The sequence below is a fragment of the Muricauda sp. SCSIO 64092 genome, from assembly GCF_023016285.1.
Lineage (GTDB): Bacteria > Bacteroidota > Bacteroidia > Flavobacteriales > Flavobacteriaceae > Croceivirga.
Genome location: NZ_CP095413.1, coordinates 3,656,141 through 3,678,461, shown reverse-complemented (window position 1 = coordinate 3,678,461; position 22,321 = coordinate 3,656,141). Strand labels below are relative to the sequence as shown.

The window sequence follows — 22,321 nt, the reverse complement described above, 5'->3', positions numbered from 1 at the left end:
AAGGCATCTTTTCATTGGTCCCCTCAAAAATCCCCCTATGTCCTTCTGGGGTCGAAGAAATCATTGCAGCCCCTATGGATTTCTGCTATGTGACCGATAATTGGAATCCTGGTAACCCACGACAATTCGGCAAGCGGGCCATGGAAATCAACTCTTCACTAGGTTCGGTATTTGGGGCTAGTTCTCCGACATCTTCCCAAATAAAAAAGGGGATGTCCGAACAATCGGGACATCCCCTTTAATACGTTATTAGGACAGTGGCCTATCGGGATTTTGCCATGTCGTCTGCTATCATGGGCAGTACATTATTTGCACTCCCTGCCTATCGGTTCAGATAGACGATTCCCTGGACCGGCGGGGTCTTTCCGTCCCCGAAATCAATCTTATAGTAGTACACCCCGTTGTGCAGTTTGCCATCACCCAGGACAGTACTGCCCCCAGCGGCGCTGCCGTCCCAGTCCGGTGTGCCCGCGTTCCCTTGGTACACCAGGATGCCGTTTTGGTCATAGACCGTCATGGTGTAGTTCGGGTAATCACGCCTCAGCCAGGAAATGGAAAAGGTATCGTTGATTCCGTCACCGTTCGGGGAGAAGCCCCGTTTGCCCAAATCCGGATGTCCACCAAGGTCCTTGCTGTCCATTTCATCACCTTCCGGTGCAGATTCCGTTTCGCCCAGATTCGGCAACCCACTGAAATCATTGTCAGTGGTCAGACCGTCCTTCGGCAGGAACACACGTCCGCCGCCTGCCCCACCACAGTCCTTACTGTCCCCAACAATATTGAAGGTCAGCGCGGCACGTTCGGTTTCGGCAGTGCAGTATTTCAGGCCTGAGGCCCCTATAGTGGGCGTGTTGGTAAAGTTCTGGGCGTCCCAGCCGATGAGGGTAGCGTCCCAGTTGGCAATGGAGAGCCCACTGCCTTTGAGCATATTGGTACCATCGGTCACCTGTCCCATGTCCCATCCGCCAAGGTCCTGGTCAAAGGCGCTCACATCCATAAACATGGCCCGCATATTGGTCACCTTGGCCACATCCCAGGAACCGATGTCCTGGTCAAACGCGTCCGCCCTGACGAACATGGATTGCATATTGGTCACATTGCCCACGTTCCACGAACCGATGTCCTGGTCAAAGATGAATGCCCTGGCGAACAAAAAGCCCATATCGGTCACGCTGCCGGTGTTCCAGGAACCGATGTCCTGGTTGAACACACCCGCACCATTGAGCATGTACCTCATATCGGTAACACTACTGGTGTCCCAGGAACCGATGTCCCCATTGAAGACGTCTGCCCCACGGAATATCCAGGCCATGTCCGTCACGCCGCTGGTGTTCCAGGTGGAAAGGCCCGTCCCCGTGACCACCCTGCAAAAGGCGAACATGGAGTGCATATTGGTCACATTGCTTAAATCGGGAACGTCCGTTGCCTTGACCTCCAGATTGCTGCAGCCGTAAAATGCATTTTGCATGGTGCTCCAGGAAATATCGCTGCCCCATTGGTCCACAGAGAGCAGCTTATCCCTGTCGCCCCCATTGTTGAACTGTATTGCGCCCAGGGTACCGGTACCGGAGGCGGCGTTGCGCAGGGCCACCTGGACCTCCCCGGCGGTATGGCCATAGGTGGTCACATCCACGGTCAGGGCACCCGTCCGGTCCAGCAGTTCATAGCTGCCGTCATTGCCCAGGTCCACATCGTAGGTCCCCGTAGCGGGGATGGTGATGGAGTTCCCGTCCGAGGTGCCCGATTTGGTCGTGTCCCAGGTGGTGACAAGAAATAAGCTTGCGGGATCCACCACCGTCACCGTACCCTGGCAGGTATTGGTATTGCCGTTGGGGTCGGTCACCGTAAGGGTCACCGTGTTCGCCCCAAGATTGGAGGTCGTAAAGCTGCTCTGGGACAGGCCCAGCGATACGTCCCCACAGGCATCACTGGAACCGTCGTCCACAAGGTCGGTCGTCAGGGTGGCCGTACCGCCCGTGCCCAGTAGGAGCGTTATCGACGTCCTGCACTGCGCCGTTGGCGGGGTGGCCTCCGCGCTGTCACCGGTAATGTTGAGGGTCAGCGCGGTACGTTGGGTGCCGGCCGTGCAGTAGACCAGGCCCGTTGCACCAATGGTGGGCGTGTTGGTGAAGTCCTGGCCGGCCCAACCGATAAGCGTGGCATCCCAGTTGGCCTCCGAGAGCCCACTGCCATTGAGCATATCCGTGCCGTTCCTCAACCGGCCCATATACCAATCCCCCAGGTCCTGGTCAAAGGCAACGGCGCCGGAAAACATACCGACCGAACGGTTCAGGCCGACCGTGCTCCACGAACCGATGTCCTGGTTGAAGGCACTTGCGTTCCGGAACATGAAGTTCATAGTACCCACGCTGCCGGTGTTCCACGAACCGATGTCCCGGTCAAAGGCGCTCGCACCATCAAACATGAAGGACATATAGGTCACCCTGCCCGTGTTCCACGAACCGATGTCCCCGTTAAACGAAATTGCGCCCTGGAACATGGACCTCATGTCGGTCACGCCGGCCGTGTCCCAGCCGCTGATGTCCCCGTTGAAGGAGGTCGCGCCGGAGAACATGCCCCCCATATTGGTCACGCTGCCGGTGTTCCAGGTGGAAAGGCCCGTACCCGTGAGTGACGAACAATTGTTGAACATGTTGACCATATTGGTGACACCGCTCAAATCGGGGACGTCCGTCGCCTTGACCTCCAGATTGCTGCAGCCCCAGAATGCGCCCTCCATGGTGCTCCAGGATATACCGCTCCCCCATTGGTCCACCGAGAGCAGCTTGTCCCTATCGCCCCTGTAGTTGAACTGTATCGCGCCCAGGGTTCCGGTACCGGAGGCGGCATTGCGCAGGGCCAGCTGTATCTGTCCGGCGGTATAGTTATGGGTGGTGACATTCACAGTAATTTCATCGGTCTGGTCCAACAGTTCATAGGTGCCATCGTTCCCCAGGTCCACATCGTAGGTGCCCGTAGCGGGGATGGTGATGGAGTTCCCGTCGGAGGAGCCAGGTTTGGTGGTGTCCCAGGTGGTGACAAGAAATAAGCTTGCGGGATCCACTACCGTCACCGTGCCCTGGCAGGTATTGGTATTGCCGTTGGGGTCGGTCACCGTAAGGGTCACCGTGTTCGCACCAATATTGGAGGTCGTAAAGCTGCTCTGGGACAAACTCAGCGATACGTCCCCGCAGGTATCGCTGGAACCGTCGTCCACAAGGTCGGTCGTCAGGGTGGCCGTACCGTCCGTACCTAGTATGAGCGTCACCGCCGTCTTGCACCCTGCCGTTGGAGGGGTGGTCTCCGCGCTGTCACCTGTAATGTTGAGGGTCAGCGCGGTACGTTGGGCGCCGGCCGTGCAGTATTTCAGTCCTGAGGCTCCTATGGTGGGCGTGTTGGTAAAGTCCTGGCCGGCCCAACCGATCAGCGTGGCGTCCCAGTTGGCCTCCGAGAGCCCACTGTTGTCCAGCATCTTGGCCCCATTGGTCACCTGTCCCATGTCCCATCCGCCAAGGTCCTGGTCAAAGGCGCTCGCACCTTCGAACATTTCCTCCATATCGGTCACCTTGCCCGTGTCCCACGAACCGATGTCCCGGTTGAAGGACTTTGCGCCTTCGAACATGCCCCACATATCCACGACCTTGCCCGTGTTCCACGAACCGATGTCCCGATCAAAGGCACCCGCATTCCAGAAAAGGTAGGTCATATCGGTAACCTTGCCCACATCCCACGAACCGATGTCCTGGTCAAACGCGTCCGCCCTGACGAACATGGATTGCATATTGGTCACATTGCCCACGTTCCACGAACCGATGTCCTGGTCAAAGATGAATGCCCTGGCGAACAAAAAGCCCATATCGGTCACGCTGCCGGTGTCCCAGGAACCGATGTCCTGGTTGAACACACCCGCACCATTGAGCATGTACCTCATATCGGTAACACTACTGGTATCCCAGGAACCGATGTCCCCATTGAAGATGTCTGCCCCACGGAATATCCAGGCCATGTCCGTCACGCCGCTGGTGTTCCAGGTGGAGAAGCCCGTCCCCGTGACCACCCTGCAAAGGGCGAACATGGAGTGCATATTGGTCACATTGCTTAAATCGGGGACGTCCGTTGCCTTGACCTCCAGATTGCTACAGCCGTAAAATGCATTTTGCATGGTGCTCCAGGAAATGTTGCTGCCCCATTGGTCCACAGAGAGCAGCTTATCCCTATCGCCGGTATTGTTGAACTGTATTGCGCCCAGGGTTCCGGAACCGGAGGCGGCGTTGCGCAGGGCCACCTGGACCTCCCCGGCGGTATGGCCATAGGTGGTCACATCAATGGTGATGGTCCCCGTCCGGTCCAGCAGCTCATAGCTGCCGTCATTGCCCAGGTCCACATCGTAGGTCCCCGTAGCGGGGATGGTGATGGAGTTCCCATCGGAGGTGCCCGATTTGGTCGTGTCCCAGGTGGTTACAAGAAATAAGCTTGCGGAATCCACTACCGTCACCGTGCCCTGGCAGGTGTTGGTATTGCCGTTGGGATCGGTCACGGTAAGGGTCACCGTGTTCGCCCCAAGATCGGAGGTCGTAAAATTGGCCTGGGACAGGCTCAGCGATACGTCCCCACAGGTATCGCTGGAACCGTCGTCAACAAGGTCGGTCGTCAGGGTGGCCGTACCGCCCGTGCCCAGTAGGAGCGTTATCGACGTACTGCACTGCGCCGTTGGCGGGGTGGCCTCCGCGCTGTCACCGGTAATGTTGAGGGTCAGCGCGGTACGTTGGGTGCCGGCCGTGCAGTAGACCAGGCCCGTTGCGCCAATGGTCGGCGTGTTGGTGAAGTCCTGGCCGGCCCAACCGATAAGCGTGGCATCCCAGTTGGCCTCCGAGAGCCCACTGCCATTGAGCATATCCGTGCCGTTCCTCAACCGGCCCATATACCAATCCCCCAGGTCCTGGTCAAAGGCAACGGCGCCGGAAAACATACCGACCGAACGGTTCAGGCCCGCTGTGTCCCACGAACCGATGTCCTGGTTGAAGGCACTCGCGTTCCGGAACATGAAGTTCATATTGCCCACGCTGACCGTGTTCCAGGAACCGATGTCCCGGTCAAAGGCGCTCGCACCATCAAACATGAAGGACATATAGGTCACCCTGCCCGTGTTCCACGAACCGATGTTCCCGTTAAACGAACTTGCGCCCTGGAACATGGACCGCATATCGGTCACGCCGGCCGTGTCCCAGCCGCTGATGTCCCCGTTGAAGGAGGTCGCACCGGAGAACATACCCCCCATATTGGTCACGCTGCCGGTGTTCCAGGTGGAAAGGCCCGTACCCGTGAGTGACGAACAATTGTTGAACATGTTGACCATATTGGTGACACCGCTCAAATCGGGGACGTCCGTCGCCTTGACCTCCAGATTGCTGCAGCCCCAGAATGCGCCCTCCATGGTGCTCCAGGATATACCGCTGCCCCATTGGTCCACCGAGAGCAGCTTGTCCCTGTCGCCCCTGTAGCTGAACTGTATCGCGCCCAGGGTACCGGTACCGGAGGCGGCATTGCGCAGGGCCACCTGGATCTCCCCTGCGGCATGGCCATAGGCGGTCACATCCACGGTCAGGGCCCCCGTCCGGTCCAGCAGTTCATAGCTGCCGTCATTGCCCAGGTCAACATCGTAGGTGCCCGTAGCGGGGATGGTGATGGAGTTCCCGTCGGAGGAGCCGGGTTTGGTGGTGTCCCAGGTGGTGACAAATGTGGCTATGGGATCTACTATCGTTACCGTGCTCTGGCAGGTGTCCGTGTTGCCGTTGGGGTCGGTCACGGTAAGGGTCACCGTGTTCGCACCAAGGTCGGAGGTCGTAAAGCTGCTCTGGGACAAACTCAGCGATACGTCCCCGCAGGTATCGCTGGAACCGTCGTCCACCAGGGAAGTGTCCAAGGTGGCCGTACCACTGCTGCCCGGTTGGAGTGTTACCGCCGTCTTGCACTGTGCCGTTGGCGGGGTGGTCTCCGCACTGTCACCAGTAATGTTGAAGGTCAGCGCGGCACGTTGGGTGCCGGCCGTACAGTATTTCAGTCCTGAGGCTCCAATGGTCGGCGTGTTGGTGAAGTCCTGGCCGGCCCAACCGATCAGCGTGGCGTCCCAGTTGGCCTCCGAGAGCCCACTGTTGTCCAACATCTTGGCCCCATTGGTCACCTGTCCCATGTCCCAGTCCCCCAGGTCCTGGTCAAAGGCGCTCGCACCTTCGAACATTTCCTCCATATCGGTCACCTTGCCCGTGTCCCACGAACCGATGTCCCGGTTGAAGGACTTTGCGCCTTCGAACATGCCCCACATATCGACCACCTTGCCCGTGTTCCACGAACCGATGTCCCGATCAAAGGCGCCCGCATTCCAGAAAAGGTAGGTCATATCGGTAACCTTGCCCACATCCCAGGAACCGATGTCCTGGTCAAACGCGTCCGCCCTGACGAACATGGATTGCATATTGGTCACATTGCCCACGTTCCACGAACCGATGTCCTGGTCAAAGATGAATGCCCTGGCGAACAAAAAGCCCATATCGGTCACGCTGCCGGTGTTCCACGAACCGATGTCCTGGTTGAACACACCCGCACCATTGAGCATGTACCTCATATCGGTAACACTACTGGTGTCCCAGGAACCGATGTCCCCATTGAAGACGTCTGCCCCACGGAATATCCGCGCCATGTCCGTCACACCGCTGGTGTTCCAGGTGGAGAAGCCCGTACCCGTGACCACCCTGCAAAGGGCGAACATGGAGTACATATTGGTCACATTGCTTAAATCGGGGACGTCCGTCGCCTTGACCTCCAGATTGCTGCAGCCGTAAAACGCCCCCTCCATGGTGCTCCAGGAAATGTTGCTGCCCCATTGGTCCACCGAGAGGATCTTATCCCTGTCACCGGTGTAGTTGAACTGTATCGCGTCCAGGGTACCGGTACCGGAGGCGGCGTTGCGCAGGGCCACCTGGACCTCCCCGGCGGTATGGCCATAGGTGGTCACATCAATGGTGATGGTCCCCGTCCGGTCCAACAGCTCATAGCTGCCGTCATTGCCCAGGTCCACATCGTAGGTCCCCGTGGCGGGGATGGTGATGGAGTTCCCGTCCGAGGTGCCCGATTTGGTCGTGTCCCAGGTAGTGATGAACTCACTCTGGGCAATCAGGCCCGTGGTGGTGCAGAGGCCTATAAAAAAAGTGAACAAAGGCCTCTTTAGGCCCATAAGGTAATTTGTTTTCATGGTAGATATAAAGATTTATAAGAAGTTTCTTGTTAAACTATGGTTTTGTTGTCAACACTTAAAAAGAGAAGTAACCAACGTTCCTTTTTTGGTTATAAATGGGATCCGTGATTTGGTCCATCACCAAACCCTGTTTGCAGGTACGGTATTTGCCATAGTTTACCATTCAAAATAAAGGGAATTACTTTCGATACGCCTGACCATGGTTTGGTCGGATGCCAATCATTCCCATGGGTTTTCATCCGGTCCAATTAAGTCATTTTCAGTCCGTATTATAAAAGGTAAAATATCCGTATTTCACCTTATAAAAGCCTACTTTTCGTCAGAGGTTTGGATTTCTCCCATTGGTCGAAATAACCCTATTGAGGATGCTACCATACGTAAAGGTGTGATTCCATTTCAGGAACTTCAGTACCCTCTTGGGCAGCCTGATCGTTGAGGTGCCCTGTTGAGTCCGTTGAAATGCCCAACATCGGTAGTTCGGAATGAAAAGGTTTCTTTATTAAAAAAATTACAAAAAAGGATAATTATCGTTCTGTGCTAAACGATGCTCATGTAGGCATTGCCAGTGAAATTGTTGTACCCAAGGAGGCTTTGCTCTCCACATGGAATTTGGCACCCGCTATCTTGGCACGTTCCAAAAGCGTCCGCATCCCGAGACTGGAACTGTCACGGAGTTTTTCCCGGACACTGAACCCCTTCCCATTGTCCCTGACCGCCATTGCAATCCCGTCGGCCTTTCTTTCGATGTCCACCGATACTGCCTTCGCACCGGAATGCTTCACGATATTGTTCAACAGCTCCTGTACGATCCGGTATAGCTGAAGGGAACCCTCATCACTCAGCAGGTCGTCCACGTCGTCGATATTGTGCGTGAAGAAGATGTCCGTGTTGGCATCCACTTCGTCGATTATGGCCCGTACCGCCCCTGAAAAACCCAACTTCTCCAAGGTCGCCGGGTGCAGGTGGCGGGAAACGCTCCGCAGCTCCTCCAGGGTATCCGTTGCCAGGGATGCCATCTCCGCATCCCCGCTCAATTTTGTCCTTTTGGCCAGCAGCATCAACTTTTGCCCTACCCCGTCATGCAGTTCCCTCGCCACGCGCGTGCGTTCCCCCTCCTGGCCCTTGATCAGGTTTCTGGAGAAGCGGGCCTGGGCCTGCTGTTTCCTTTTGGTGGCATTCTGTACCCATACCAGGTAAAGGATAGCCCCCCCAGCCAATACCCCCAGACCGCCAAAAGTGATCCACATGTTCTTTGCGCGGTTCTTGGCGTTCAATAGCGTAATCTCTGATTTCTGGGTTGCTATCTCCGAATCCTTCTTCTCTGCCTCGTAAAGTGCCTGGTAATAGGAAAAACCATTCGCCTTCTGGACACTCTCAATGGAATCCTTTATTTTGTGATGGGCCATGAGATGGTCATATGCCCTGTCAACTTTGCCCAGACTATCGTACACTTTGGCCAAAAAGCCATGGGACATATAAATGCCCTCATAGAACTGGGAATTCTTTAGCTTATCATATTCCTGTTCCCCCAGTAGGGCCGCTCTCTGGTAATTGCCCACTGCAAATTCATAATGGGCCATGGCCAGGTTGTACTCATCCACTTCAAAGAAGTTGCCCTGCTCCCTTCGTGCATCCAACTCTTTCTTCACCTCCTCCGCCTTATCCAGCATCCCGTTTTCGGAGTAAGCACTCAGCTGGGCCACCAATACCTGCAGTTCGTGAAATACATAGTCCGTTTTGAAAGCATATATCCTGGTGGAATCCAGGAATCTGATCCGTTCCTCCTGGCTTCCATTGAGCATCTCGTCAAAGGCCTGGTTATGAAATGTACTATTTAATACTTCATTTCTATTCTTCTCGCTTGTATATCCCCTGGCCTCTTCTATGATTTCCATACGAATTTTTTTTGCCTCTTCCTGCAGCCCGTTCTGGGAATACAATATTGACAGGGTATTTTTTGGGCACCATGCCATTTCGGGATCACTCTCCGATAAAATTTGATAGGATTCCTGTAATGTGGCCGATGCACCCTGGAAATCTCCCAACATAGACTGCACCATGCCCATGTGGTCTTTAATAATGCCCATTTTCGGCTGATCATTAACCTCTGAGGAATATGAATAAGCCTGTTCAAAACTTTCCAGAGCTTCATCCAAACGGTTGAGCACGATATAGTTCCGGCCAGCTTCGACATATACTCCACTCAATTCCGCTAAATGCTCTTCCCCGGGAACCTTCTCCAATAGATTGTAGAAATCCTCCAGGGCCAGCTCCGGGTTTCTCAGTTCCTGCCAGCCATAAACAATCAATTTGCGGCCGTGTTTCAGGGCTATTCGCGTGGAGTCCAACTCCAGGGCATAATCAATAGTGCTCCTTACAATGGAATCATAACCAAAATCCGTTCGGTCTTCGATCAATGTGGACAGACTGTCCATCCACATTAGGCGTTCACCGGCTTCGGAATTATTGATCTTTAGTTTTAGGGATTGGACAGCATTTGTGAGGTCCACCTCCTGCGCAGACAGGGATAGCGTGAGGAACACTAAAAGGCAACAGGTCCGTTTCATTTCTTGGGGAAGATTGGGTAATCAAATATACTAAATCCACTTTTGTGAGGACTTAAAAAAAGTCCTGGGTTGTCATTTAACAATTGATAATCAACGTACTATGACCTAGTACAGAGCCTTTCCCAAGCCCAAAATTTCACAAACATCCTACAGATGCCCCATCTAACTTCAGTACTTCCAGGTACCACTTATAGGCATATTGTCAATACTCCCAAACGTTTTCATCAGGTAAGGAGAATGGATTTCGTTGCGCTCCAGCATGACCCAGGCCGGATTGATGCCTTTGGTCTCATACAAGAAATTTAGCAAGTGGCACAACTTGGTTGATGTGATACTATTCCGACTCTCCAGTCTTACTATCGTGTTTGCGGTAAATTTCCCCTCTGCGTCCAAAAGCTGCTTGCTGTTTAAATACCCATTGACGATTTCAACAAATTCATCCTGGGTTTTGCAATACACTTCAGTCCGCAGTCGTCTGACCCTTAGACCTATTTTTTTTGAGCATTCTCTCATGACAGGTATTGATAGTTTGGGTTTTGGCAGTGAAAATCCAGTGCTTACAGAAGGAAATTGTGCCCATCAAAAGAACACATGAGTCCTTCACGGCTAAGGGGTCCCAGTTTGTAAGAACAGCTTCTTTCTTTGGTAAAAAAACGCTTTACGTTATCGTTTTCCCGGAACCGGATAATTTCAATCTACATAGGAGTGGGAATAAGAGCAAAGATCATTGCATAAGTGGTTTATTGAAAAAATAAGTGGGCCGTGGTTTTGTGTTTACAAAAAACCACAAGCCCATGGTGGGTAGGCCAGGCTTAGGTACCGTTTTTGGATGCCCAATTACATTAAACCCACAAAACAGTAGGTAATCAAGACACGGTCAGCGATTACTTTTTAATCATCAATCATCTGGATTTCTGGCCTTGGGTTTAATACGGGAAAACGCAAAGCAACAAATGATATTTACCATCAACCCTATTAAACCCACATGTATGTGACCAATTGTCTTTATATTCAACAGAAAGGTGGCCGTTGCAAAGACAAAGCCGGTACTTAGCCCAACGAACATGCCTTTGGACGTCACGTTTTTGGCATAAATACCCAAGAATAAAGGTGCGATCTGAACCAAAATTTGCATTTTCAACTCAATCAATCCCCATAGTGTTATTTTGGGCCGTAGGGCCACCAATACCATTAAAAGCATAATAACCCAGGAGAACATTTTTCCAGTTTTCGTGAGTCGTTCACTTGATATCTTCCTGGATTTGAACTTTGCAAAAATGTCTTTTGCCAGTATGGATGATAGGCTCAGTAAGACAGAGTCGGCCGTTGACATAATGGCCGCTATTAACCCTACGATGACCATAACCGCCAATCCGAAATGGAACGTGGAGGCATTTGCCCAAAAAACCAGCATTGCTGGGAGTACGGTGTCCTTTGATGCTTGTTCGGTGCCCACAAAATGGGGGATACTTATCATGCCCAATAAAAACAGGATCAAAACGGTCACAAATGGCATTATCACCATGGCTCCCAATGATTGGCGAAGTGATTTTACCGATTTGGCAGCGTATATGCGTTGGATTGCCTGTGGATATACTGCAGCTCCCAAACCAATCATAAGCAATAGACTGGCCCAATAAATTCTAAAGCCTACTTTGGGGACACCAATTTTTTGGGGTTCATTTTCAATGAGCCAATTGCTGATTTTTGTCAATTCGGTCGTATTGGGCATTACCATTATGAACAAACCCATCAAACCGGCAAATAGCATTACTCCTTGGATGACATCCGTCCAGGCCACCGCCCTCATCCCTCCAAGGGATTCGTAAACTATAACAACGAATGCCAGGGATACCACTCCCATCCAATACGGAACCTGTCCATCGGTAACGCCATTTACGATGTGTCCCATTGCCATTAATTGGGACAACAAAAAATTGATTGATACGATAACCAGAATACCATTTGCCAATAAGGTCAATTTAGGTAGCTTGAACCTATGGTCAAACCAATCCCCAGGTGTAATAAAATTGAACTTCCGCGATATTTGATACAATTGCGGTGCAAAGGTGAGATAGAAGACCACAACTGCCGTCAAGTACCCAAGTATCAATATCATACCCATTCCGCTGTTTACCACCTCTGCAGGTGTTACGAGCATGGTATTGGCACTATACTGCGTGGCATATAACGTAAATAGCAGTACAAATGGGCCCAGACTCCTTCCTGCCAGGTAAAACTCTTTTAACGAATTTGTTTTTTTTCGGCTATTGGCCAAAAAACCTAGTCCCAACAACAGGATCAAATAACAGCCAATACTAATTATTAGAATTGTGGTATCCACAGCTTACTGCTTCCAGAATTTTCCAATAATCCATAGCGTAAACAGCACGATACCAAATATGGCCGCAATACACAGCACCAGCCATAATGGTAAGCCAAAGGTTAAGTGCATGGTTAGGCCCTTGGGCAAATACCAGGGAATGGAAAGGGAAAACAATAGTATATAAATAAACCATACCCAGTTTGGGAATACTTTTTTCGCTTGCATATTAAATTTTTGATTCTTTGTTTGCACTGGTAAATATGGTTAAAAACTTTTAGCACAGGAAAGGCCAATCACGGGTTGCGTTTCTAGAATTGATTGCCAAAAGTCAATTCCAAACTCTTCTTTTCCTTCTGGGGACAATTCGATGGTGTGCCACTGAATGTTTGACAATCCTGCTTTTTTCAAAGCAATTTCGTGCGTCAATTTTTCGAGGTGGTAATTGATCACATCGATATGGCTCCCGTCTGATGAGAAAAAGCGATATATGATTTCCCCTCCCTCCGAATGACTTTTGTTTTCCCGTGTAAATCCATATTTGTGCAATGTACCCAAAGGGGCTTTATAATCGGGATTGCTATTAATTGTAACAAAACGGCCCCCAGGCTTTAAATGATTTGAAATGACCTTTCCAAATTGGATCAATTCTTCAGGGGTCTTGGCATAATTAAGCAAATAGGAAGCGGTGATAAGGTCAAATTTTTTAGGCAACACTAGAGTCAAGGCATCGTGCTCATGATATGTAATTCCAAGTGGATTCCGGTCTTCGGCCTTTCTTGCGAGCTGGATCATTGCTTTTGAAATATCGACCCCTTCAACATGGCGTGCACCCCTTAATTTTAATTGCCTGGTATAAAAACCTTCTCCGCAGGCCAGGTCAAGTACCGTCTGGTTTGATAAATCCCCCGTCAATTTGAACAAAGAAAACCCCTCGATATGTTTTCGCCAGGGTTGCATTTTCGATGCTTGATATTCCTTTGCAATGGTATTATAGTCTGTTGCCATGATAAGGGTATGGATTGGATTTTTAGCTTACAGGACGGTATGGCTATATTCCAAGTCCGTAAAAATGCATAATGGTCTCCAGACGCTCGTCTATCCGGCGTTGATACTCACGGATATCCTTTTTCAAAGCAAATAGGTCAATATTGCCAGGAACCTTCCTAAGGTATGGCGCATGGGACAGATTCCGCTCCAATATGACCCAAGCAGGATTTATACACTTGGTATCGTATAAAAAGTTCAGCAAGTGATACAGTCGCGTAGACGTGATGTCATCCTTTGCCTCTAGCCTTGCCATTATATTTTGGGTAAACTTGCCCTCGTCATCCAAGAGCTGTTTGCGGTTTAAATATCCATTGACCATCTCAACAAACTCCTCCTGCGTTTTAAGGTAAACTTTGGTCCTTAGTTGTCTGATCCTTTTGCCCATGATTTTTGAGCATCCTTTCATGTCATATATCATCAGTTTGGATTTTAGCGGTGGAAATCCTAAAAAATGGGGAGAACCGGCACTTAAGGATGGAAATTTTGACAACCAGATTAATACACCAGTCCTCCCCTGCTCTAAACACTAGAAAAGTATTCAGCCAAGAAATCCTAATCTTGAAGAACAGGACCATATCTACCAGAGAACATATATTGAGATATGGCTTCCTGAAACTGAACGACCCGAAACTAGGTAAGGCCGGCAAGAGGAGCAAAGAACATTGCATAAGTGGGTCATGGAAAAAATAAGTGTGCAATAATGTCCTATTCATAAAAAAATCTTGGGAGCAATAGCTGCCAGGCATGGGAGGCCAACCATTTGAAGCTCCATATGTCCAGCTTTTCAATACAGCTGATGCAATGGAATAAAATGTACTTCCCATCCCTAAAAATTAAATGGTGCCATTGAAGATTTATGGTGACCCAACTTGGATGTTCCCCATGGCAATTCGGCGTAACGCAACAGCACAAATTACGATAGGATGGCCCGGTATTTCGGACACGCTATGCACTTGATCAACAAAAATGCCTTTTTTCAAGGGCTTCTATAGCGCCCACTTATCCCCCTATAGCCCCGCTTAAGTATTCCCTTTTGCATTAAGCAGCTCTTTTTTGAATAGTTTGCCTTTTTTGCCAAAACACCGTATTCAAAAAATGGCCTTAATTGGACAAGACAAAAACTTAATTGTATAGGATGGGGAGACACACATTTATAATTCCGGTTTATAAAGAACCGCCCTATTTGGAGATGTGCATCATGAGCTTGAAAAAGCAAATTGTGGCCAGTGATATTGTGATGACAACCGCTACACCTATGTTAAGCACAAGGGAGTTGGCAAAAAAATACGGGATACCCTATTATGTCAATACCCAAGAAAAAACGGGAATCGCCAACGATTGGAATTTTGCGCTTTCAATGGCCAATTCCGACTATGTGACCATTGCGCACCAAGATGATGTTTATGCGCCCAATTATGTGGAAGAAGTGATGAAATGCGTAGAAGGAAGTTCCATAGTTTTTACGGATTACTGGGATGTGGTCAATGGTAACTGCAAAAAGAACACGCTCAATGCCATCGTCAAAAAAATATCGCTATTTCCATTTCTTATCAAGTCATCATATAAAAGCAAATTGCTAAAAAGACTGGTGTTGATTTTTGGCAGTTCCATTTGTTGTCCTACAGTGACCTATAACACCAAAATCCTAAAAGGATTTTCGTTTTCCCCCCATTTTAGATTTGCGTTGGATTGGATAGCCTGGCTGGAGATAGCCAAAATGGATGGACGTTTTACGTACATCCGCAAAAAACTGGTAAAACACCGCATTCATGTTGGGTCCGAAACCTCTGCAACCCTAGCCAGTGGAGTTGCACAAATTGAAGAATTCGAAATTTTGAAACGGATTTGGGGCGGTGCAATTGCCAAACTTTTAACAAAAGTATACGCTATTATACGCAAGGCGGACCTGAGCAGCATTACTTGATTTTCTTTCCAGGACGGAAAACCTGGGAAAAACCATCATGTTTCCTAAAAACCGTTTCTGAGCGCCTTCATAAGTTCGCAAATCCAAAAGTTCCATTTTTCAAAAAGGAAACAGTTGTTCAGCATACATCCCGCCTATTACTTTCCTTTTTCAGCAAAAAAGCACCTTTTTTTCCTTTACATAAGGAAATCTCTGGCAAGGGTATAGCATTGGTCCGCAAACTGCATTTGGGGCCAAAAATGATACCGCCCCACGAGTCCTTTATTTTTTATAGTCATGATGCTTTGAAAACATAAAGCAAATTGAAACCATCAGCCCAAGTTAACCCACCCCAACAATCAAAGGATTTTTTAGCAACAAGTCGCCAAAAGTCCATAGCTACCATAATGGCATTGGCCCTCATTGTGGCACTTTCCATTTTTTTGCGCTATGAGGATTTTATCGACTGGCAAAAAAACAAGCCCGTTTTTCAATACCAAGGGGAGTACATTATGGGAAGTCTTGATGCCTATATCAACCTCCAACATGCCAAAGATATCGATGAAGGAACCTATGATTCGTTGGATGAAAAGCGTAATGTGCCCAATGGGGCGGTAAGGCCGGCCATACCCCCACTATTGTCCGTGATTACCGTGGCCATACACAGAATAACGGGCATTCCGCTTTCCACTGTTGCCTTGTTCATCACGATTATTTTATCCGCGTTCATTGTCCCCCTAATCTATGACTTGGCCCGAAAATTAGCTTTTAGCCGAATAGGGGGACTGGTTGCCGCTTTCTTTTCCGCCATCTCCATTACGGATATCTCCAGAACACGTATCGGTTTTTTTGATACCGATTGCCTTAATGTGGTTTTTGTACTCCTTAACTGTTATTTGTTCCTATGCTTTGCCCAATCGCAAAATAACAGACGTTTCCGGTTTTTGTTACTGGCCATTTTGAACACTTTTTTATTTTACACCTTTTGGTACAACGCAAGCAGTGTTGTCATTTTTTCATTTCTGGTCCCTCTTTTTGTTGCCTTCATTTTTTATTTCGATACCAAACATAAACGGTACGTATATGGTTTCCTGGCACTACTTGGCGGGGGCGGTTTGTTCGTGGTGAAAGAAGAGATTGTCAATATCATGAATTTGGTTCTTGGAAACAAACAAAATTCTTTTCACCTGCAGGACATTATTGGGGAATTGGTGCCCGTGGGGATGACCGAATACATGGAGACCACCTATGCCAACAGTTTTCTATATCTGCTGATCATAGTGGGGCTCGTCCATTTTTTCCTAAAACAAAAACGAAAGGCCTTATTCTTTGTGGTGCCTATAGGATTGGGCCTATTGCCGTTCTTTGCGGGAAACCGTTTTTTAATCTTCGCCTCGCCAATATTGGCATTGGGCATAGGCTCCCTTGTGGAACTTCTCTTCCAAATGACCCCTCGGAAGCATACCAAATTTGTGTATCTGGCCTGCGCTTTCCTTATGGGTCTGGGTCTTTACAGCAACTATAACAAGATTATCCACAAGATGCATCAAGTCCCTTTTGTAAAAAGCAAGGCCCTTTTGGGTCCGCTGGAAAGGTTCACTCCAGAAAATGCCAATATCTGGACCAATTGGGGCATCGGCCACCAAATCCATTACTATTTGGACAAAAACACTTACGCCGACGGGGAATTCGGTGGGGAAATCAACTACTACCTGCATTTCCCCCTGGCAGCGGACAATTTTGCCCTCTCCGCGAACTTTATGAGGTTTTATGGCAAACATGGCAAGGAAGGCATGAAAAAGCTTTATGTGCTTTTTGGGACCGAGGCCAAAGCCTTTGCATTCCTCAAAACCATACTTTCCAAAGATATTGAAGGTGCCATGCCCATATTGGATTCCGGTCTTGCGGACGGGGAATATCCAAAAGTTGAAGGATTGGAGACCTCCCAGGAATGGACATCATTCCTATATCCCGATCAAACCGAGGACATTTACCTCTTTCTACATCAACTTATATTGCAGACCCCGTCATGGTTCAAACAAGGTACGGTAGACCTGGAAACCGGAGTTCTGAAGGGTGAGGCCTTTTTCCAATCCTTTTCCAACCTGCAGAAAAACGATGGCTCAATTTTCAGTAACGAGTTCAAATTGGACTTAAAAACGGGACAGGCACTCACGAGGACGGGAGGCAGGTTCCTCTTTCAGAACATCTTGACCCACGATGGCAAGGCGTTGAAAAAAACACCACTCCCTAAAGCAAGTCGGCACAACCCATCCCCCTACACCTTTATATGGAACAGCAAAACCCGTTTTGGGGCCATCATCTCCAAGGATGTGGCGAAGACCACATTGATGCGGCTGTTCATGCAGGAAGACGGTGATGGATATTTTGAACCGGTATCCTTGAACACACCACACTACCAAATATGGAAAATCAAAGGAACAAGGCAATGATAGCACCAGAAATAGTTGTGGATAAAACTACGCCCATAACCAAAAATATTGATGCTTCACCTATGGAAGTATCCATTGTAATGCCATGCCTTAATGAGGCGGAAACATTGGCCATCTGTATAAAAAAGGCCCAGGATTTCCTTAAAAAGAACAACATTTTAGGAGAAGTGATCATTTCTGATAACGGAAGTGCGGACGGTTCCATAAAGATTGCCGAAAAATTGGGGGTGAAAGTGGTCCATGCAAAACTAAAGGGCTATGGTGCGGCCTTACGGGAGGGTATAAACAATGCTGTAGGAAGGTATGTGATCATGGGCGATTCCGATGATAGTTATGATTTCTCAAACTTAATGCCATTCATTGAAAAGTTAAGGGAGGGAAATGATCTGGTGATGGGAAACAGGTTTAAGGGCGGCATTGCCAAAACTGCGATGCCCTTTCTGCACAAATATGTAGGCAACCCAATGCTATCATTTATTGGCCGATTGTTTTTTAAGGTCAAGATCGGGGATTTCCACTGTGGTTTACGGGCATTCAGGAAAACAGCGTACGAAAAAATGAACCTTAAGACCATAGGTATGGAATTTGCCTCTGAAATGGTTGTCAAAGCTTCCCTGATGAAAATGAGGATATCGGAAGTACCCACCACCTTATCCCCTGATGGAAGGTCCCGCCCTCCACATTTGCGCACCTTTAGGGATGGATGGAGGCATTTGCGGTTTTTATTGATGTTTTCCCCTAAATGGTTATTCTTGATTCCCGGCATTTCGTTGTTGATCATATCGTCCATAGGTGGAGGATTGATACTTATGGGCCCCATTCAAATAGGCAATGTGGGTTTCGATATTCACACATTGATCGTGCTATCCTTTGTTTTCCTTGTAGGAATACAATTTATATTCTTTCACGTCTTTGTAAAAACATTCAGGGTCACAAGCGGCTTATTGCCCGGAAGCAATGGACTATACCGTTTCTATCGCATATTCACATTGGAAAAAGGAATATGTACCGGATTAGTTGTCCTACTTCTTGGGATGGTATTGTTTGTAATCAATTTTCTTTTGTGGGGGAATACGGGGTTTTCAGAATTGCAGCCTACATTTTTTGTAAAGAAAATATTGCTTTCCACAGTCCCGATCATTCTGGGAATCCAAATCATTCTTTACAGTTTCATCCTAAGTCTAATTTCAGTTGTAAGTAAATAACATGGTATTTATGACGGCCCTAACTACATCCCTTCGAACCTGTTTAGGTTTCACCACCATTTGGAACTGCCAAAGGAAACCCGCTCCATGAAAATGGATTTTCCAGGTCTCTGTAAAAAAATGGATGACAAAACCTCAAAAAAAAAAAATCGTAAAGACGAAAAAGTCCCATAGGGAAGAAACGACCGGACCATGAGATGATAATTTCCCAACTGTTCAAATGAACCAATTTTTGGAAAACAATGAAAAAAAAGTATAGTACCAAGCTTCAGGATGAAGCTATACCAAAAGAGAGTTTAAGAGGGATTAATTTACCACAAATGGGTGTTCCAAGAGAAAAAAAACTTCAAAAAATCGGAACCTGGATCGGACTGTTCGCCATTGTTCTTTTTGCCATGTATTTACGCTATGAAGACTTTTCCGTTTGGCAAAAGCATAAAACCGCTTTTCAGTATCGCGGCGAATACCAAATGGCCAATTTTGACAGCTATTATTATTTGCAACTCGCCAAGGATGTACAGGAAGGGGTCTATGATGGTTTTGATGAAAAAAGACATGTTCCCGAAGGTGTGGAGCGCCCTTACATCCCTCCCCTACTGGCCTTGTTAACAGTAACGATCAGTAGTTTAACCGCCATTCCCCTAACTACGGTCGCCATTTTTATGCCGGTAGTCCTATCCTCCCTAATGGCGGTCGTCCTATTTTTCTTGTGCCGGGGATTGCGTCTGAACCGGATTTCGGCACTATCCGCCGCCCTTTTTTCGATAATTTCCCTGACCTATGTTGTTAGAACGCGCATAGGGGTATTTGACACCGATTGTTTGAATGTTGTTTTTCTGGTCCTTAACAGTTATTTGTTTTTACAATTTGGCCAACTAGAGGATTACCGGCGTTATCGATTTCTGGCCTTCGGATTTGTGTGCACCGTTTTATATTTCCTATGGTGGGACACCGCAAATAGTGTAGTTCTCTTATCGGCCCTAGTGCCTTTGTCGGTAGCATTGCTCTTTTTTTATAAAACCAAAAAACCATTTGTTAAATATGGGTTTTTGGCGATGGCCATTTTATTGGGATTGTATGTTACCAAAGACCAGGTCTTTTCCCTTTTTGAATTGCTGTTGGGTACAACCACGGATTTTCCAAACAATTTAGGTATAAGTGAATTGGATAAGGTAAGCCTGGATGGTTTTATAGAAAAGACAACCGACAATCGATTTGTTTTTTTCCTGATGTTGGCAGGCTTTGTCCTAATGATCTGGAAACTTAGGGTAAAGACACTGTTTCTTGCCATGCCCATTTTGCTGGCCGTCCTGCCTTTTATTGCAGGTAATCGCTTTATTATATTTTCAGCCCCTATTATGGCGCTGACAATTGGGTATGTTATCCAGTTGTTATTTGATTTTAAGGGTAAACTAAAACCAGCCCTTATTTATGGAACAACCCTAATCATTGTGCTGATAGGTGTTTTTTCAACTTATGGTACCATTACCAAAAAGTATGAAAAGGCTGCGGTGTTCGAAAATAGAGCGTTGTTGGATGCCTTGGAAAACAATACCCTGGCGCAGTCCAATATCTGGACGGATCAGGATTTGGGCTATCAAATTCAGTACTATTTGGATCGGGGCACTTTTCTTGACGGTGGATTTTCCCCGGAGCTTTCCTATTATCTATATTTCCCATTGGCAGTTGAAGACTTGTCCCTAGCAGCAAATTATATGCAGTTTTATAGCGTGCATGGTCCCCAAGGCATGCGTGATCTTTATGCTCTGTTTCCCAGTATTAGCGAGACTTTTTTGTTTTTAGGACACGTATTGTCCCAGACTCCGGAAAAGGCGGCACAATGGTTAAGGACAGGGCAACGGAACGGTCGCCTTCCCAAAACGGATAAATTCACCACTGTGGAAGAATGGTTGTCCTTTTTATACCCTGAACAAAAGAAGGACATGTATTTGTTCATGTATTATAAAATGACACAGACCGCTTCCTGGTTCAAGCAAGGGCATTCGGATTTGGAAACAGGAAAAACAATGGGACTCCCCCTTTTCCTGACCTTTACCGGTCTTAAGGAGCGTGGGCAGGAAATAACAAACCATCAGATTAGTTTAGACACGCGAAGCGGTACGGCAAATTATCTTAATCAAAAAAGGTACTTTCAATCCCTGTCCACTTTTGACGGTATTCGGGCCAACTCAAAAACGTTCCCTGCCCAAACCTCATTACAGGGTACCGCGGACAACCGTTTTGTGTTTCAATGGAACAAAAATGCTGGTTTTGGTGCCGCCATGTCCAAGGAAATGGCCAACACAACATTGGTAAAGCTGTATCTGTTGCAACAAGAATCCCTTTATTTCGAGCCTGTTTCAATACACACCCCTGCTTACCAAATCTGGAAAATAAAAGGAGACGTTTATGAAAGAGAATAAAAAAATAGCTGTTGTTATTCCTTGTTATAAAGTTTCGAGACATATCACCGAGGTCCTCGTTGCAGTTCCAGAATGGATCGATCACATCATTGTTGTTGATGATGCCTGTCCAGAAGGGTCCGGGAACATGGTAAAAGGATTATGCCTGGACAAAGTATCGGTTATATGCCACCAAAATAACAAAGGTGTGGGTGGAGCCGTACTAAGTGGTTTCCGAAAAGCTATTGAATTCAGATGTGATATTGTGGTGAAACTGGATGGTGACGGTCAAATGTGTCCCGGTCATATTGGAAAACTCATTCAGCCTTTACTGGACAATGCAGCGGATTATACCAAAGGAAATCGATTTCACGATTTCAAAGCATTAAAATGTATGCCCAAAATCAGGCTCTTTGGTAATAGCGTTTTGTCCTTTATCATAAAAGCAGCTTCGGGATATTGGAATATTATGGATCCAACAAACGGTTTTTTGGCCATTTCTTCCAAAACACTACAGGACTTGAATTTGGATAAAATTGGCAAGGGCTATTTTTTCGAAACCGATATGCTGATCCATCTTAACCTTGTGGATAAAGTTGTTCAGGACATTCCAATTTCAGCAATTTATAACGATGAAATAAGCAGTCTTTGCATACGGAACGTTGTTTTGACCTTTCCTTTTAGAATGATGAAAGGGTTGATAAAAAGACTTCTCTTCAAGTATTATATCTATAACTTCAATATGGCTTCGATTTATTTGCTGGTAGGTTTGCCCCTGTTGCTGTTCGGTTTTGTATTAGGGAGCTATAAATGGAGAATCGGGGCTATGGAAAACATGGAAAATAGTGCAGGAACAATTATGTTGGCCGCCCTGCCCATACTACTGGGGATGCAATTTTTATTGCAGGCCATCAGTATTGATATTGCCAATGTTCCCAAAAGAAGCCCTTCCCAATCATAAGAAACCCAATCGTACGGGCCCGTTTAACTATTTCTTGCTGGCCGAGAGATATACCTATTTGGCTTAAAAAGCACAGGGGATGTTTTCAGAAACGGATATGCCCATTCCTCCTAATTCAATAGACCATACGAACGGTTACGTGTTAAAAAAACTTTTGAAAATTTTCCACTTTTCGAAATTAAAAGACATTTGAATTACTACTTTC

The 22,321-nt window shown here is 47.8% G+C and carries 11 protein-coding genes; 5 read left to right on the top strand and 6 right to left on the bottom strand.

Annotated elements, in window-relative coordinates; all coding sequences use genetic code 11:
* Nucleotides 1-322: 322 nt before the first annotated feature.
* From L0P88_RS15485 to L0P88_RS15460, 6 genes are all read right to left on the bottom strand, one after another.
* On the bottom strand, nucleotides 323-7,249 hold the full coding sequence (locus tag L0P88_RS15485) for a BspA family leucine-rich repeat surface protein (RefSeq protein ID WP_247130841.1): 6,927 nt from the start codon (nucleotides 7,247-7,249) through the stop codon (nucleotides 323-325).
* Nucleotides 7,250-7,800: 551 nt separating this feature from the next.
* Nucleotides 7,801-9,819: a sensor histidine kinase gene (locus tag L0P88_RS15480; protein ID WP_247130840.1), complete on the bottom strand. Its 2,019-nt coding sequence runs from the start codon at nucleotides 9,817-9,819 to the stop codon at nucleotides 7,801-7,803.
* A gap of 168 nt (nucleotides 9,820-9,987) precedes the next feature.
* Nucleotides 9,988-10,332 carry a hypothetical protein gene (locus L0P88_RS15475; RefSeq protein WP_247130839.1) on the bottom strand — a complete coding sequence of 115 codons (345 nt, stop codon included), beginning with the start codon at nucleotides 10,330-10,332 and terminating at the stop codon, nucleotides 9,988-9,990.
* A 385-nt stretch (nucleotides 10,333-10,717) separates the two neighbouring features.
* A complete protein-coding gene (locus L0P88_RS15470; protein WP_247130838.1) occupies nucleotides 10,718-12,163 on the bottom strand; it encodes a sodium:solute symporter in 1,446 nt (481 codons plus the stop codon).
* A gap of 246 nt (nucleotides 12,164-12,409) precedes the next feature.
* Entirely contained in the window at nucleotides 12,410-13,150 is a 741-nt protein-coding gene (locus L0P88_RS15465; RefSeq protein ID WP_247130837.1) for a class I SAM-dependent methyltransferase, read from the bottom strand.
* 43 nt (nucleotides 13,151-13,193) lie between these two features.
* The gene (locus L0P88_RS15460) at nucleotides 13,194-13,577 is read right to left on the bottom strand and encodes a hypothetical protein (protein WP_247130836.1); all 384 of its coding nucleotides are present in this window, start codon (nucleotides 13,575-13,577) and stop codon (nucleotides 13,194-13,196) included.
* Nucleotides 13,578-14,327: 750 nt separating this feature from the next.
* Between L0P88_RS15460 and L0P88_RS15455 the strand changes: the two genes are divergently transcribed.
* The 5 genes from L0P88_RS15455 to L0P88_RS15435 all read left to right on the top strand — a co-directional run bounded on the left by L0P88_RS15455 (nucleotide 14,328) and on the right by L0P88_RS15435 (nucleotide 22,116).
* Nucleotides 14,328-15,116 (top strand): glycosyltransferase family 2 protein, encoded by a 789-nt coding sequence (locus L0P88_RS15455; RefSeq protein WP_247130835.1) that lies wholly within the window; start codon nucleotides 14,328-14,330, stop codon nucleotides 15,114-15,116.
* 302 nt (nucleotides 15,117-15,418) lie between these two features.
* Nucleotides 15,419-17,548, top strand: coding sequence for an STT3 domain-containing protein (locus L0P88_RS15450; protein WP_247130834.1), 2,130 nt, complete (start codon nucleotides 15,419-15,421; stop codon nucleotides 17,546-17,548).
* Nucleotides 17,521-18,753 carry a glycosyltransferase family 2 protein gene (locus tag L0P88_RS15445; RefSeq protein WP_247130833.1) on the top strand — a complete coding sequence of 411 codons (1,233 nt, stop codon included), beginning with the start codon at nucleotides 17,521-17,523 and terminating at the stop codon, nucleotides 18,751-18,753. Before L0P88_RS15450 ends, L0P88_RS15445 begins: the two co-directional genes overlap by 28 nt.
* Nucleotides 18,754-18,995: 242 nt before the next feature.
* Nucleotides 18,996-21,176, top strand: a complete 2,181-nt coding sequence (locus tag L0P88_RS15440; RefSeq protein ID WP_247130832.1) for a dolichyl-diphosphooligosaccharide--protein glycosyltransferase subunit STT3 — start codon at nucleotides 18,996-18,998, stop codon at nucleotides 21,174-21,176.
* Nucleotides 21,163-22,116 (top strand): glycosyltransferase family 2 protein, encoded by a 954-nt coding sequence (locus tag L0P88_RS15435; RefSeq protein ID WP_247130831.1) that lies wholly within the window; start codon nucleotides 21,163-21,165, stop codon nucleotides 22,114-22,116. The genes L0P88_RS15440 and L0P88_RS15435 overlap by 14 nt, the downstream gene beginning before the upstream one ends.
* Nucleotides 22,117-22,321 lie beyond the last annotated feature (205 nt).

Excerpts from the sequence above, each read along its gene's own strand:
- L0P88_RS15485 (WP_247130841.1), bottom strand. The coding sequence starts at position 7,249 with ATGAAAACAAATTACCTTATGGGCCTAAAGAGGCCTTTGTTCACTTTT.
- L0P88_RS15480 (WP_247130840.1), bottom strand. The coding sequence starts at position 9,819 with ATGAAACGGACCTGTTGCCTTTTAGTGTTCCTCACGCTATCCCTGTCT.
- L0P88_RS15475 (WP_247130839.1), bottom strand. The coding sequence starts at position 10,332 with ATGAGAGAATGCTCAAAAAAAATAGGTCTAAGGGTCAGACGACTGCGG.
- L0P88_RS15465 (WP_247130837.1), bottom strand. The coding sequence starts at position 13,150 with ATGGCAACAGACTATAATACCATTGCAAAGGAATATCAAGCATCGAAA.
- L0P88_RS15460 (WP_247130836.1), bottom strand. The coding sequence starts at position 13,577 with ATGGGCAAAAGGATCAGACAACTAAGGACCAAAGTTTACCTTAAAACG.
- L0P88_RS15455 (WP_247130835.1), top strand. The coding sequence starts at position 14,328 with ATGGGGAGACACACATTTATAATTCCGGTTTATAAAGAACCGCCCTAT.
- L0P88_RS15445 (WP_247130833.1), top strand. The coding sequence starts at position 17,521 with ATGGAAAATCAAAGGAACAAGGCAATGATAGCACCAGAAATAGTTGTG.
- L0P88_RS15440 (WP_247130832.1), top strand. The coding sequence starts at position 18,996 with ATGAAAAAAAAGTATAGTACCAAGCTTCAGGATGAAGCTATACCAAAA.
- L0P88_RS15435 (WP_247130831.1), top strand. The coding sequence starts at position 21,163 with ATGAAAGAGAATAAAAAAATAGCTGTTGTTATTCCTTGTTATAAAGTT.